The following is a 15,038-nucleotide window of genomic DNA, read 5'->3' on the forward strand; positions in this document are numbered from 1 at the left end:
TTTAGCAAATTGACACTTGCTTAGTATAAAATTTTTGCCTTGGTTGATCATCGTATGAGTCGTCGGGGTTTACTTGTATTTCAACTTGGTTACCCACCAGCTGAAGTAATAATCCGGTTGCGATGTTGTTATTGCCTAATGTTGATTTTACCATCACCTTTTTGCCAATCGCTTCTTGCAGCCTAGGTTTTGGTAAATTAAGGTTGGTTATAGGCCTTAACCCTTCAGCTTTTACAAATAAGTTTATACAGTGATATTTTGCTGCAGCGATTCTTTGTTCGTTAATTTTTGCTATATCAACATTATTTAAAAAGTGAATAATTGCCTGATTAGCATGAGTAAACTCACTTGATACATCGTCGAGTTCGCGCCCTGTAGCCCACTTTCTGGTAACTTGATACTGCCGAGAGGCTTTGCGGGTAAGTATTACTGTAGCGCCAGTCATTTTGCTAAACCACTGTATACAGTAGCTTGTGTCACTTTGGGTATTAAGCAATACACTCATGTTGCCAAATTCAGTTATATTTTCATCCATACAAATCATACTTAGTACCCTACGTCCTTGTTTAGGTATAGTTTATGAGTATTTAGGTAATTAAAAATCATCCATTTTCCTAACCCATCTAGGAAAATGGCTTAGAAAATAATGCGGTATATTTACTAACTTCTGCTTTATGGACGTAATCCGTTATAAATAGTGATGTATGCGAGGGATTTTTTATTTAGCTTAGAGTTGATTATGATGGTTTAAGCATTATATCTATGTTTTCGCTTCTTAATTTATACAAAGGATTACCATGTCTAGCTATAACGAATCTTCAGAGCAAATTGAACAAGCCACTAAAGGCTATGTTATGCAGCAAACTATGTTGCGTATTAAAGATCCCAAGCCGTCGCTCGAATTTTATCAAAATGTATTAGGTATGAAGCTATTAGGGAAGTATGACTTTCCTGAAATGAAGTTTACGTTGTACTTTTTAGGCTACGAGCCAGAGCAGCCGCAAGGTGATGATAAAACAAAAGCTAAATGGGTATTTGGTCGCCCTGCGCTAATTGAGCTTACCCATAACTGGGGCACAGAAGACGACGATAGCTTTGAGGGTTACCACAGCGGTAACCAAGAGCCTAAAGGCTTTGGCCACATTGGTATTAGCGTACCGGATGTTTACGCAGCGAGTGAGCGCTTTGCAAAGTACGATGTTGAGTTTGTTAAAAAGCCAGATGATGGCTCAATGAAGGGCTTAGCATTTATAAAAGACCCAGACGGCTACTGGATTGAAATACTCTCACCAGAAGGAATTACTGATATTATTTTTGGTAAATAACCCGTTTACTAAATATTAAAAAGCCAGCAAATAAGCTGGCTTTTGTGTTTTTTAAATAAGAGTTACTTATAAGTAAAAGTAACTTCATCCATTTTAGCTAAAACACCTGAATCAGACTTAGAAAAAGTAACTTTATCAGTTACTGCGGTAATGTTATTAAAGGTTATGACTACTTCACCTTCCATTACTGTATCGCCATTATTAAAGCTTACATTGTTTGATGTGGTCTGAAATTTATTTTTATCGTCAAATGAAAGGTGTACATCACCTAAATATGTTTGCGTTTTACTATCCGAAGAGAAAACTTGTTTGTTTGCTGTAATTACATGCTGATTAGCTAAAACAACACTTGGTAAAGCAATTGCAACAACGGCTAATACTTTAAGTAACTTCATATGTATTTCCTTATATTAGAGAACTTATAACAAATAAAAAATTAATGAGTATTTTTCATACTCCACATTAAGCTTGCATAAAAGGTACTAAATTACAAGTATAAACAAAAAAGCCAGCGGTCAAGCTGGCTTTGTATATGTACTAATTTGCGTAATTACTTACGTAGTGCGTCTATTCGCGCATCAAGCGGCGGGTGAGATGAAAACAGCTCAGCCATACCTTTACCACTTGCAATACCAAAGGCCATCATTGAGCCTTGTAGTTGCGACGGATGATTTTGCTTTAATCGCTCAAGTGCTGAGCGCATTTTGTCTGCACCTACTAATTTAGCTGCGCCGCTGTCGGCTGCAAATTCACGCTTACGGCTGTAACTAGCAACCACTATGCTTGCAAGTACACCAAATAATACTTGGAATAGCATGTCGAATAAAAAGTAAGACCAGCTACCGCCGCCCTCTTCTTCATCGCCATTTAAAAAGTTATCTACTATGCCTGCTAGTACTTTTGCAGCAAATATTACAAAGGTATTTACCACGCCTTGTATTAGCGTAAGCGTTACCATGTCGCCGTTAGCTACGTGCGATACTTCGTGGGCAAGTACCGCTTCCGCTTGGTCTTGGCTCATGTTATGTAATAAGCCTGAGCTTACCGCCACCAGCGAGTTGTTTTTACTTGGGCCGGTTGCAAAGGCGTTCATTTCTGGGCTGTCGTAAATTGCCACTTCTGGCATTTTTATACCTGCTTTTTGAGCTTGTGCAGATACTGTTTGTACAAGCCAGTGCTCGGTTTCGTTGCGTGGTTGAGTAATTACCTGTGCGCCCGTTGATTTTTTAGCAATCCACTTAGACATAAATAACGAAATAAACGAGCCACCAAAGCCAAATACAGAGGCTATAAGTAATATTCCGCCAAGGCTACGATGGCTTAAGCCCAGCACACTCATTATTATTGAAAGCACTACACCTAATACCAACATAACCGCTAGGTTAGTTAATAAAAACAAAAATATACGTTTCATATTGTCCTCACAAAAAGGGGTTTGATCACTAAGCCATTTACGAATTTAGAATTAAATCAGCTAAAAGCAATTACTGCGCCATGACACACTATGTCATAGCGTTAGCGCTATTCTGTGACAAACTATGTCATAACGCAAGGGTTATTTCTGCGTTTATAAATAAATATTTTTGGGATGTTTAGAGGCATAAAATTTTATAGGCTTGCTGTTAGTTAAGAATAACAGCAAACCTTAAATCACTTTTTAAACAGATGGTTAGGAGGTTTAACTTTAGGTGGTTTTGTTTATGCCATTATTAATATTTGCCATAGCCACAGGGAACCCACGCTCTTTTGCAAGCACTTGTGCAATTTTGCTTATGTCTTCATTGCAGTTTTGCTCAAGATACGCCCATTGATGGTTATTACGGTGGTTATTAATATTGGGCTCGCCACTTACAAAGCCTAACTTTGTAAATTCAGCCACTATTTCGTCGGCAGCAATAAGCGTAGATGACGCTTTTACGTTTTCGGCGCGCGCATAGCTAATATGCGAATATAAGCTAACATCGGCAACGCGTAATGTGTCGTCTTCTCCTGGGATTTGTTGCCCACCAAATAACGCATTGTTTTGTGTATTTGCATTATTAAATGCCGGTACAAACTCAGCAACAAAATCTATTGCTTTTTGGCTGCGTGCTTTAAGTGCCGTTTCATCCCAACCTTCGCTTATGTACTCTAAATATTTGCTAGGTAATTGAGGTTGCGCGCTATTGCCGCTTGTTTCAACAAGGCCATCGTTAAATAGGGTAATTGCGTTGGTCATACCATGTATTTGAAAATACCCATCTGGGTAAGGCGTTAACTGCGCCATACCTTCGGGCGTACCGCGATTACCATAAATAATAATTTCGGGTATTTGCCCACCCGCTCCCTGCCAATGAGTAATATACGAGGCTTTAAATTCGACCATACGTTTGGTATCAATGCCTACCATGTCATCAACAATACCGGTTTGAAACCCGCAGGCATTAATAAGGTAATCAACCTCTGTTGTTTGTGTGGCGTTGCTTTGTGCGTTTTGGTATTCAATTTGCCAGGTTGGTGATTGGGTTTTGTCATTACTGCTATTAACTTGGCTAACCTGTTTAACCTCTGTACTGGTAAGTACGTTAGCGTGTTCATACTGCGCAAGTGCAAGCTGTGCGCTGGCCGACAATCTAAATATGTTCCAACCATATTCTTGAGCAACAATAAGCGGGTATTTTATTTTGTTTAAATTTAGATGCTTGGCAACGGGGATCATCCACTCATCAAGTGTTTTAGGCTCTGCTATTTGATCTTTATGTGAAAGGGCGATCATTTGCTCATAGCTATAAAGCTGGTAGTAATTAGCAGGCTCGCCAAGCACTTGGTTGTTAGGGTCTTGCTCAACTAACTCTTTATACGCATTGGTTATTTTATTTAACCTTGGTAGTAAATCATCTGGTGAGTCGTCATCGCGCTTTGGTACAGCAAACACGGTTGGACGTACGTCTATGGTGTAAGGGTACAGCCTTAAAATATCAATGCATTGTTTAAGAAGGTCTATGCAGTCTTCGTCGGGTATCTCTCGGTATAAATTACCCCCTGCGTGCAAGTGGCACATAGGTGGGCCATCTATTAATGACTTTTTTTTCTCAAAAACAGTAGTGTGAATACCTAATGCTGCTAAGCGAATTGCTATTGTTGCCCCTGCTGTGCCCCCGCCTAAAATACCCACACGGGTTTTAGGCAAAGCACTTTTTAGTACGTCTGGCTCGGCCTTTACGTGCGTATTTTGAGCGTAATTTTCAATAAATGGGTGGGTCATGGTGGTTGTTATTTCCTTAGTAACAATAGCAACTTAGTTATAAATGTAATATGCGTACTAAGGAAGATTATTTCAAGGCTGAAACGAAATATTAAGCTTATGTATTTTATACAAAAGCTGCTTTGTATTTAACAAAGCAGTTTTTTAACTTTTAAGAATTTAAATCGAGAGTATTGAGTAAGCTTTTGTATATTTGTAGTTTTGGTGTTTGCTCGCTGTAAGGGCTTATTGCAAGAATAGGAAATGGCAAACGTGATTTAAGCGAATCAAGGTTAGCTTGGTATTCGTCCATGTTTGGGTCTACTTGGTTTGCAACCCACCCTACACAGTTAATGCCTAAACTTTGCATATGGGCGGCTGTAAGTAAGGCATGGTTTAAGCAGCCTAATTTCATGCCTACTACTAAAATTACGGGAAGTTGCTCTGCTTTAACCCAATCGTATAAATAATCGGTGTTATTAATAGGTAATGCCCAGCCACCAGCGCCTTCGGTTAGGTGATAATCAGCACCTTGCTGTTTAAGTGTAGAGTACGCTGCGCTTAATTTATCAAGCGTGATGGTTACACCTACTTGTTTTGCTGCTATATGCGGTGCAATTGGCGGTGCAAAAGCAAATGGGTTTATTACATCGTACTTGGCGCTTACCGTTGCGCTTTCCATAAGCATAAGCGCATCGGCGTTTACTAGCTGATCAAATGCCATTTCGGAGCCTGCAGCAAGCGGCTTAAAGCCAATAGCTGGTTTTTTATGTTGGGCAAGTAGCTTTAATAGTAAACTGGTAACGTGGGTTTTTCCGGCGTCGGTGTCGGTACCGGTTATAAAAAATTCTCTCATTGCTTAGCCTTGGTATTTTAATCGTGCGCTATTTAAATTTTGTGATTGATTTTTGTAATGATAACAATACCACATGGTACGACACACACGCTTGATTGTTTATAAGCGGATACGCATTACACACCTTTTGCAGAGCCGATTTAGTTAATAACCCTTGGCGTGTATTAGTATGGTTTTGTGTAGTAGCGCCAATGGCTTTAATTGATTTTATGGCTTTTAAAGGCGTTCGGTAGCAATCGGTATAAACCCATTTTTGCGAGCTATTGATTGCAAACCCGGCCTTTTGGACTGATTGGTTTATATAGGTATGTGTATTAAATGAGTTTATATGGCTGCTGTTATCAAGCGCAGTAAAGGCTGTTTTTATTTCATTAAGTGACCCCGCAACCACAGTGCTTATATAAGCCTTCCCGCCTGGTTTTAAAACACGATAAAGTGATTGTATTAACAATTCAAAATTAGCAGACCACTGCACAGCAAAGTTACTAAATATGGCATCTACACTGTTTGCTTGTAGCGGTAGGTTATCCATATCGGCGCAAATACGAGGTGATTTTAACGTGCTACTTTTTAGCATGTTTAAGCTTAAATCTATGGCCAATACCTGCCCAAACTCATTTTGCAGCGTGTGTGTATTTACAAGCGGGCCAGCCCCTAAATCTACACACAGTTTGTTTTTATTTTGTGATTTTGCCTTTATTAATTTAAATAAGTCACTTGCAGCCTGTTTTTGTACATTAGCATGGCTATTGTATTGCTCTGCCGCTTTTGAAAACTTAGTTTGCGCTGCTTTTTTTAGTGACTTATTGGCAGGATGTTTAGTTATACCGATAGCCGTATTTGCAATTGGTTTTATGTTTTGATGTGCTTTAAGCTCAACTATCTCAGTTTTACACTCAGCTTGCTTTTGTATGTTACTTAATGCGTGTGCAATCATGCTATTGCACCTTTTAAATGTTTAATTAGCGTTATTATATCGGCTTGTGTATGTGCAGCCGTTAACGTAATTCTTAAGCGAGCGGTATTATGTGCAACCGTTGGTGGGCGAATAGCCGAAAGCCAAACACCGTGCTTTTTTAATTTCTCAGCGGCTTTTAGAGTTTGCTCAGCGCAGCCAAGTACAATCGGTTGAATTGCCGTGTTTGACTCCATTACCGCAAGGCTATGCGTTTTAGCAAGCTGTTTAAATAAAGCAATATTGCTATTAAGTTGCTCGCGTTTGTTGGTTGCTGTTTTAATTGTTTTTAAACGAGAAAGCGTAAGGCTTGCCATAAGCGGCGACATAGCAGTTGAATACGTGTAATCGCGGTTAAATTGCAGCATGTAATTTATGAGCTCTTTACTTGCTAATACACACGCACCGCTACTTGCTACGGCTTTTCCAAAAGTAATAACCAGTACTTCGGGAAGCGCTAACCCCTCATCTAATAATACTTCGCAGCTACCTAAGCCCGTTTTACCCAAAGCGCCAAAGCCGTGTGCGTCGTCTATCATAAGCCATGCATTATGTGCTTTAGCCAAGGCGAGTAACTCTTTTAATGGCGCGGTATCGCCATCCATCGAAAACACCCCTTCGCTTATAATAAGCTTGTTTTTCGCTTTTGACTTTTCGAGCCGAGAACGTAAATGGTTTAAATCGTTATGATTAAAGCGCACTAATGCGGCGTTAGAGTGCATTGCACCGTCAATTAAGCTGGCATGATTTAGCTTATCTTGAAAAATAGCACTATTTTGCGCGGCGGTTTTATCTTGAAACAGCGCTTTAATTACACTGCTGTTTGCACTAAACCCCGAGCTAAACAACATACCTGCACCATAGCCAAATTGCTCACAAAGGTAGTGCTCAAGCTGTTGCTGCTGCGCTTGATACCCTGTAACTAACGGCGAGCTGTGACTACCCAGTATTTGGCTTTGCTCAAGGTTTAATGCGCAATCGCCAAAGCCTAAGTAATCATTACTCGCAAAGTTGAGGTAGGTTACGTCATTTATTGTAATGGTGCGGGCTGTAGCGCTTTGCACAGTATGGCGATTACGTAATAACGCATCTTGCTTTCGCGCTTGCAGATGCGTATTTATAAATTCAAATGGCATACGTTTAAACTTAAGCTTCGTAAAATAGTTCTGACGTTGCTTTATCAGCCACTTGCGATGAAAGCGACGCTGCTACTGCTTCGTCTGAGTAATCTTCGCGAGTTTCTGGGTTCATGCCTAATTTTTTAATGAGGTTCATGTCGGCATCGGCTTCTGGGTTTTCGGTTGTTAGAAGCTTATCACCATAAAAGATTGAGTTAGCGCCTGCAAAAAAGCACATTGATTGCATTTGCTCGTTCATGGCGTTGCGCCCTGCCGATAAACGTACATAGCTGTGTGGCATCATAATGCGGGCTGTGGCTATGGTGCGTATAAATTCAAAGTGATCTAAATCGTCAACGTTTTCAAGGGGTGTGCCTTTTACTTTAACCAGCATATTAATGGGTACGCTTTCGGGTTGTTGTGGCAAGTTAGCTAATTGCATTAACAAACCAAAACGGTCGCTTGCTTGCTCGCCCATACCCACTATACCGCCTGAGCACACTTTCATGCCTGCATCACGTACGTGATCTATGGTGTTTAATCTGTCTTGAAAAGTGCGAGTTGATATAATTTGCTCGTAGTATTCTGGTGAGGTATCAAGGTTATGGTTGTAGTAATCAAGCCCTGCACTGCTTAGTTCATGGGCTTTTTCGTTACTAAGTTTACCAAGCGTCATACAGGTTTCTAGGCCAAGCTCTTTTACTTCTTTAACCATTTGCGAAATGTACGGCATGTCTCTGTCTTTTGGATCTGACCAAGCGGCACCCATACAAAAACGTGTAGCGCCTTTTTGTTTAGCAAGGCGTGCTTGCTCTACTACTTTTTCTACTTCTATTAGGCGTTCGCGTTCTAGGTCGGTTTTATAATGCCCTGATTGAGGGCAATATTTACAGTCTTCTGGGCAAGCGCCTGTTTTAATTGATAACAAAGTAGATATTTGTACTTCGTTAGGATTAAAATTAGCACGGTGAACCGACGCCGCTTTAAAGAGTAAATCATTAAACGGCATTTCAAATAATGCTTTAACTTGTGCGTGGGTCCAATCGTGGCGAACAGGTGCAAATTCCATAGTAGTCTCATATTTTTCTCAGTGGTGATGTTGGCTTAGTCTACGTCTTGAAGTACCATTGTCAACGAAGCCCACCAAGTTAAAGTTTACATATGAACAAAAAACAAACGATTGACCTTGATTTTGATCGTGAGCACATTTGGCACCCATATACGTCTATGACTCAGCCAATTCCGGTTTACCCTGTTACCCATGCAAATCATAATTTAATTCACCTAGAAACCGGCGAGCAACTTATAGATGGCATGGCCTCATGGTGGAGCGCCATTCATGGCTATAATCACCCTACTTTAAACGCTGCCATGGTTGAGCAAATAAATAGCATGAGCCACATAATGTTTGGTGGCATTACCCATAACAGCGCGGTTGAGCTATGTAAAAAGCTTGTTGCTATTACCCCTGAAAGTTTAACTAAAGTGTTTTTAGCCGATAGCGGCTCGGTAAGTGTAGAAGTGGCCATAAAAATGGCCCTGCAATATTGGCTTAGCCAAGGCATTACCACTAAACAAAAACTAATGACGCCTTATAAGGGTTACCATGGCGACACGTTTGCTGCCATGAGCGTATGCGACCCCGTTAACTCCATGCACAGTTTATACAGCGGCTTTTTACCCGAGCATATATTTGTACCTGCGCCAGTGAGTCAATTTGGTAGCAAATTTAACCAAGCAGAAGCTCAAACGCTTGAGCAATACTTTAAAGCACACCACAACCAAGTAGCCGCTTTTATTATTGAGCCCATAGTGCAAAACGCGGGTGGTATGAACTTTTATCACCCCGATTACTTAGCCTGCGTACGTAAACTTTGTAGCCGTTATAATATACTGCTGATTTGCGACGAAATTGCCACAGGATTTGGCCGCACGGGTAAATTATTTGCTGTTGAGCACGCTGACATTGAGCCCGACATTTTATGTATTGGTAAAGCTCTTACCGGTGGCTCAATGACACTTTCAGCAACTCTTACCAGCGAAAAAATAGCAACGGGTATTAGTGAAGGCGAAGCCGGCGTTTTGATGCACGGACCTACATTTATGGGTAACCCACTCGCCTGTGCAGTGGCGTGCGCGAGTATAGATTTACTACTAAATCAAAACTGGCAACAACGTATTAGCGATATAAACAGACAATTACAACAACTTAATAAGTGCCGTGAACTTGATGATGTAGCTGATGTGCGTACATTAGGCGCAATAGGTGTAGTAGAGCTAACCGAAGCTGCGGGCAGCGTTGATATAGCTAAAATTCAAGCCTACTTTGTTGAGCAAGGCGTATGGATTCGCCCCTTTGGTAAACTTATTTACCTTATGCCTGCGTATATAAGTGATGACACCAGTATAAAAACACTGTGTGATGCTATTTATAATGCAATTAAAGGTAAACATTACGCTTAATTACTGCGCTTGTTAAACTTTAAACTGTGTTTACTCGTAACTTAGCGCTGTATTTAGTGTTTTTATCTATTTAGCCAGTTTGTGGTTATTGATCTCGCTGATCAATACGGATATGATAATGTCTATCATTTACAATTACCTTTATGGACTCTTCTGCAATGAATTTATTATTTAAACCAGCTAAAACCTTAGGTGCAAGCCTTTTACTTGCTTCAGCTTTTATGGCACAGCCAGTACTTGCTAATGGCCCAATTGGTGAGCATGTAAATCACCTTCAAGCTAACCTAAAAAGTTACGCTGAAGAAGTTGAATGGATGGTAGGTAAAGTGGATACCATGGTAAGCGACTACGATAAAAAAGGCGCTAAAGCGGTTAAAACTGATGATTTAATTGAATACTGGGAGTCTGTTAAGTTCCACAGCGCAATTGAAACAAACTACGCACCTGTTTACGCATCTATTTGGCAAGGTATATATGGCGTAAAAATGGCCATCGAAAATGGTAAACCAGCTGCAGAAGTACGCAAAGAGCAAGAAGCAATGAACATAGCCTTGTGGCAAGGCCTTGGTGCTGTTAAGCTTGCCGCAAAATTCCAGCAAAAAGGCTTGTTAGAAAGCGTTAAAGCAACGGCTACAGAAGAAATGACACAAAGCGCAACAATTGATGAAATTAAGCACAAGCTAGACCGAGTAGTCGCTAAATTTGCTGAACGTCTACAAGACGAAGCCACCGACATTGTTCACGATACTTACCTACACCTATTTGAAGGCGTAGAAGGTACGCTTATCGAACAAGATGCCAACTTAGTTGAAGTGCTGGAAAAAGACTTTAACGTAACACTGCCACAAGCAATTAAAAATGGTAAAAGCGTAGATGACGTACGCAATGTGGTAAGTGGTATGCAAACCAAATTAGACCGCGCTAAAACGCTTATAGAAAAAGCAGAGAAGTCGCGTAAGGATGTATTTTAAGTGAAGCGTAGGACCTTTATACAAGGCCTAGCTGCGTTAGGGGTTGTTGGCTCATTGCCACTTCCTCTTTCTCGCGCACTAGCTGCCAATATAGCAAACCCTGTTTCTGTTGATGATTTACCAAAGCTTAAAGGTGAGCTCACCTTATATTTAGGCCGTGGTGAAGGCGGTTTATACGAAAACGTATTACAAGCTATTCAAAAAAGAAATCCAGACTTTAAGTTAGGCATACGCCGAGGTCCAACTGCTGCACTCGCTAATACCATTGTTGCCGAAGCTAAAGCCGGCGTTAAACGCGCTGATATATTTTGGGCTGTAGATTCTGGTGCTATTGGTTTAGTAACCGACGCTGGGCTTGCTCAAAAAATTCCTACTGATTTATCTGAGCAGTTACAGCCGCAATTTAGATACAAAGAATGGGCTCCTGTAACTGGGCGCATTAGAACATTGCCTTACAACACCTCTCGCTTAACGAAAGATCAAATTCCTACAAGTATTATGGAAATTGCCGATAGCGATTTAAGCATTGGCTGGGCGCCGGCTTATGCGTCTTTTCAATCGTTTGTGACCGCAATGAGAATTTTAGAAGGCGATCACAAAACCGCTAAATGGCTTAAAAAAGTTCAAAAGCGCTCTAAAACCTACGCCGGTGAACTGGGTGTAGTTATGGGTGTTGAACGCGGTGAAGTAGATATTGGCTTTGCTAATCACTATTACACCCTTCGCCTTAAATCAGGCAAACCGAATGCAAAACTCGATTTAGCCTTTACTCAAAATGATGCAGGATGTTTAGTTAATGCATCGGGCGTACTTGCACTAAACGACGACCCACTTGCTACTAACTTTATGCGTTATTTACTTAGTAAAGAAGTACAAGGTTATTTAGCAACTGAAGCGTACGAAATTCCGCTTATAAATAACATTAGTCAACCCGATGGATTACCATCGCTCGCTAATATTTCACCGCCGAAGATAGATTTAACCCAATTGGCAGATTTACGACCTACCATCGATTTGATGAGAAATAACGGCGTTTTATAATGCGACTACCCGCTTCTTACCCAATGGCGCTGCTTGCAGCGCTCATTACGCTTACCCCTGTTTTTATATTAATGGTACTTGCAAGCGATGCTAGTACCGTTTTTGATAGCCATAATTTAAAAATTTTAGGAAACACCCTATCGTTAATGGGCTTAACTGTTTTAGGTTCTATTTTAATTGGTGTGCCTTTAGCTTTTATTAGTGCCTATGTGCACTTGCCCTTTAAAAAATTATGGCTGGTATTTTTTGCAGCGCCACTTGCTGTACCCAGCTATATAGGTGCATTTACCCTGTATGCGGCCTTTGGCCCTGGCGGCGAAATTAATACAGTGACTGGCATAGAAACCCCTTCTATGTATGGCTTAACTGGCGCTGCCATTGTAATGACTTTGTATACCTTCCCTTTTGTAATGATGACCACCCGCTCATCGCTTTTAAGCTTAGATGCCAGCATGGTCAACGCAGCGCGTACTTTAGGTATGTCGATGACACAAAGCGTGTTTAAAGTAATATTACCGCGTGTAGTTAATGGTATTGCGGCAGGTTCTTTATTAGTTGCGCTTTACACCCTCTCTGATTTTGGTACTCCGGCGATGATGCGCCTAGATACCTTTACCCGCGTTATATACGTAGAATACAACGCCTTTGCGTTAGGCCGAGCAGCAATGCTTTCGCTGCAGCTAATGGTTATTGTTGGCTTTTTATTATTAATAGAATCACAAATAAAAACAGCCAGTGAAAAACAAGGTCGTCCGCTAATTTTATTTCCTAACAAGTGGCAGTTAAGCGCTATGTTTGTTGCCTTTGCGCCGGTGTTATTGTTAGCCATTGGTTTGCCTCTAGCCATTTTTACACTGTGGTTAGGGCGTGATGGTTTTAGCTCGTTCGATTTTAATATTGCTTGGAACTCAGCTTATGCATCAGCAATTGCCGCTGTGGTTGCCGTAATTGTAGCCGTGCCAGTTGCTCATGCTGCCCTTAGTGGCAAAGCCGGTAAAGTAATGGAGCGCGTGACTTATTTTGGTTTTGGTATTCCTGGTATAGTAATGGGTACTGCTTTGGTTTATGGCGGCTTACAACTACCGTTTTTATATCAAACGTTAGGGCTTTTAATTATTGCATATATGCTGCGTTTTTTACCGCTTGCGGTAGGCTCTGTTCGTACTAGCACAGAACACTTAGATCCTAGTTTAATTAAATCTGCCAGAGTACTAGGCGCAAGCCCACGTGAAGCCTTTACGCGTATTACATTACCGCTGACTATGCGCGGAATAATAGCAGGTGCAGCACTTGTGTTTTTAGAGTCTATGCGTGAACTTGAAGCCACTCTTTTACTTGGCCCTACAGGCTTTGAAACACTTTCAACCTACTTATGGCGTGTTTACGAAGCTGGTTATTTTGGCCGCGCTGCAATACCTGGTTTATTGTTAGTAGTGATTTCTGCGTGCGCGTTAGCTATTATGCTCACTGGCGAAAAACGCAATCAGTTAGAACATTAAGGATTTAATAACAATGCTATCTGTAAGTCAGTTGTCTATAGATTATGGCAGTAACCGTGTAGTCAGCGATTTAAATCTATCGCTTGAACAAAGTGAAATCCTTATGCTTGTCGGCCCTACAGGCTGTGGTAAGAGCACAATTTTACAAGCACTTGCTGGGCTTTTACCTATCAGCGAAGGCGAAATAAACGTCGGTAAATGGCGTGCTACGCCTAAATTAACGGTACCACCTGAGAAACGCAGTGTTGGTATGGTGTTTCAAGACTTTGCATTATTCCCGCATTTAACAGTTGAGCAAAACATTTGCTTTAGATTAAAAAATACAGCGCCTGCAGAGCGCTGGATAAAACTATTGGGTCTTGACGAATTTAGAAATAAAAAACCTGCTACGCTTTCAGGCGGTCAAAAGCAGCGTGTTGCCCTAGCCCGAACTCTTGCACACGAGCCAGACTTTGTTTTACTTGATGAGCCATTGTCTAACCTAGATGCTGCACTAAAAGATATGCTGCGCTGGGATATTAGAAACGCACTTAAAGATGCCGGTGTTCCTGCCATTTGGGTAACGCACGATCAAGAAGAAGCGCTTTCTGTTGGTGATCGTGTTGGTGTTTTAAAAGCGGGTAAAATTCAGCAAATAGATACACCAGAGCGCTGCTTTAGTATTCCTAACAATCGTTTTGTTGCTCGTTTTTTAGGTGAAGCTAGCTTTATTGCCGGTAAATTTGAAAACGGACAAGCTACTACTGCTATAGGTAACGCACCAGCTCAAGGCGTTGACTGTGAAAGCGGCGATGTTGATGTACTGCTTCGCCCTGATGACGTATTACTTGTCCAAAGTAGTGTTGGTAATAATGGTGAAGTTGTATGGGTACGCTTTGAAGGTGGCAGCCGCTTGTGCGCTGTAAAACTTGCGTGCTTTACTGTTGTAACCAGCCGTGTTAGCCATGAGGTTGTAGTAAACCCAGGCGATGAAGTACATGTATCACTAAGTACATCACACCCACTTGCGGTTTATACAAAAGCTAACTAGTAGCGCTTAATAACTAAAAAAGCCCATATGTATGGGCTTTTTAAATTAAAACGTTAACGCAAATCACCACTCAAACATGTACGCCATTTTACTTATGGTTTTAAGCGGCACATTATGTGAGTTACGCTTAGCGTATAAATGCTGCATAGATTTGTCTTTTACTTCACCTACAATCACTTCTTTTACTTGATATCCTAAAGCAACAGCAGCTTGTGAATACGCGATAAATTCCCACTTTTTAATATTAGTGTTATCAACTATGACTAATGGAATATTTTGTGCGAGTGCATTAATAAAACGAGCCAAGTTTAAATTATGGTATTGCGAGAGCCTAAATTTATCGAAGTGGTATTCGCCTTGCTCATTTATGAAGTAGTCGTCGGTTGAACAAATTAGATATTGGCTTTCGTCAACACCACCTAGTTCGTCTGCAAGGTTTTGCGCGTAATAAGACTTACCGCTTCCTGGTAGTCCTCGTAAAATAAAAACTTGTTTCATGGCATCCGTTTCTAAGTAAAAGGCAACGTTAAAGAGTTTAAAAACTTATAATGCCACAA

15 protein-coding genes are annotated in these 15,038 nt (G+C 40.9%); 6 read left to right on the top strand and 9 right to left on the bottom strand.

What is annotated here, in order from left to right; all coding sequences use genetic code 11:
• Position 1: 1 nt before the first annotated feature.
• Positions 2-535, bottom strand: a complete 534-nt coding sequence (locus tag ALFOR1_RS08590) for a hypothetical protein (RefSeq protein WP_227006936.1) — start codon at positions 533-535, stop codon at positions 2-4.
• A gap of 262 nt (positions 536-797) precedes the next feature.
• On the opposite strand from ALFOR1_RS08590, the gene gloA reads away from it, so the two are divergent.
• Positions 798-1,325 (top strand): lactoylglutathione lyase, encoded by a 528-nt coding sequence (gene gloA, locus ALFOR1_RS08595; RefSeq protein ID WP_104642703.1) that lies wholly within the window; start codon positions 798-800, stop codon positions 1,323-1,325.
• A 62-nt stretch (positions 1,326-1,387) separates the two neighbouring features.
• Here gloA and ALFOR1_RS08600 read toward each other — a convergent pair whose 3' ends face one another.
• The 7 genes from ALFOR1_RS08600 to bioB all read right to left on the bottom strand — a co-directional run bounded on the left by ALFOR1_RS08600 (position 1,388) and on the right by bioB (position 8,546).
• Complete coding sequence (locus tag ALFOR1_RS08600; protein ID WP_104642704.1) at positions 1,388-1,720, bottom strand: hypothetical protein; 333 nt, start codon at positions 1,718-1,720, stop codon at positions 1,388-1,390.
• 155 nt (positions 1,721-1,875) lie between these two features.
• Positions 1,876-2,739 (bottom strand): protease HtpX, encoded by an 864-nt coding sequence (htpX, locus tag ALFOR1_RS08605; RefSeq protein ID WP_104642705.1) that lies wholly within the window; start codon positions 2,737-2,739, stop codon positions 1,876-1,878.
• Positions 2,740-3,009: 270 nt separating this feature from the next.
• Entirely contained in the window at positions 3,010-4,569 is a 1,560-nt protein-coding gene (locus tag ALFOR1_RS08610) for an FAD-dependent oxidoreductase (protein ID WP_104642706.1), read from the bottom strand.
• A gap of 151 nt (positions 4,570-4,720) precedes the next feature.
• Positions 4,721-5,404 carry a dethiobiotin synthase gene (gene bioD / locus ALFOR1_RS08615; RefSeq protein WP_104642707.1) on the bottom strand — a complete coding sequence of 228 codons (684 nt, stop codon included), beginning with the start codon at positions 5,402-5,404 and terminating at the stop codon, positions 4,721-4,723.
• 28 nt (positions 5,405-5,432) lie between these two features.
• Positions 5,433-6,341 (bottom strand): methyltransferase domain-containing protein, encoded by a 909-nt coding sequence (locus ALFOR1_RS08620; RefSeq protein ID WP_104642708.1) that lies wholly within the window; start codon positions 6,339-6,341, stop codon positions 5,433-5,435.
• A complete protein-coding gene (locus ALFOR1_RS08625) occupies positions 6,338-7,495 on the bottom strand; it encodes an aminotransferase class I/II-fold pyridoxal phosphate-dependent enzyme (RefSeq protein ID WP_104642709.1) in 1,158 nt (385 codons plus the stop codon). The genes ALFOR1_RS08620 and ALFOR1_RS08625 overlap by 4 nt, the downstream gene beginning before the upstream one ends.
• 10 nt (positions 7,496-7,505) lie before the next feature.
• Positions 7,506-8,546, bottom strand: coding sequence for a biotin synthase BioB (bioB, locus tag ALFOR1_RS08630; RefSeq protein WP_058550095.1), 1,041 nt, complete (start codon positions 8,544-8,546; stop codon positions 7,506-7,508).
• Positions 8,547-8,638: 92 nt separating this feature from the next.
• Between bioB and bioA the strand changes: the two genes are divergently transcribed.
• From bioA to ALFOR1_RS08655, 5 genes are all read left to right on the top strand, one after another.
• A complete protein-coding gene (bioA, locus tag ALFOR1_RS08635; RefSeq protein WP_104642710.1) occupies positions 8,639-9,940 on the top strand; it encodes an adenosylmethionine--8-amino-7-oxononanoate transaminase in 1,302 nt (433 codons plus the stop codon).
• A 158-nt stretch (positions 9,941-10,098) separates the two neighbouring features.
• The gene (locus ALFOR1_RS08640; RefSeq protein ID WP_104642711.1) at positions 10,099-10,911 is read left to right on the top strand and encodes a hypothetical protein; all 813 of its coding nucleotides are present in this window, start codon (positions 10,099-10,101) and stop codon (positions 10,909-10,911) included.
• Positions 10,912-11,952, top strand: coding sequence for an extracellular solute-binding protein (locus ALFOR1_RS08645; protein WP_104642712.1), 1,041 nt, complete (start codon positions 10,912-10,914; stop codon positions 11,950-11,952). It abuts the gene before it with no gap.
• Complete coding sequence (locus tag ALFOR1_RS08650) at positions 11,952-13,451, top strand: ABC transporter permease (protein ID WP_058550099.1); 1,500 nt, start codon at positions 11,952-11,954, stop codon at positions 13,449-13,451. Before ALFOR1_RS08645 ends, ALFOR1_RS08650 begins: the two co-directional genes overlap by 1 nt.
• A 13-nt stretch (positions 13,452-13,464) precedes the next feature.
• A complete protein-coding gene (locus tag ALFOR1_RS08655; RefSeq protein WP_104642713.1) occupies positions 13,465-14,481 on the top strand; it encodes an ABC transporter ATP-binding protein in 1,017 nt (338 codons plus the stop codon).
• A 63-nt stretch (positions 14,482-14,544) separates the two neighbouring features.
• Here the strand turns inward: ALFOR1_RS08655 and ALFOR1_RS08660 are convergent, their stop codons facing one another.
• A complete protein-coding gene (locus tag ALFOR1_RS08660; RefSeq protein ID WP_058550101.1) occupies positions 14,545-14,979 on the bottom strand; it encodes an ATP-binding protein in 435 nt (144 codons plus the stop codon).
• Positions 14,980-15,038 lie beyond the last annotated feature (59 nt).

Origin of the sequence: Pseudoalteromonas carrageenovora IAM 12662 (assembly GCF_900239935.1) — a bacterium.
Classification (GTDB): Bacteria; Pseudomonadota; Gammaproteobacteria; order Enterobacterales; family Alteromonadaceae; genus Pseudoalteromonas; species Pseudoalteromonas carrageenovora.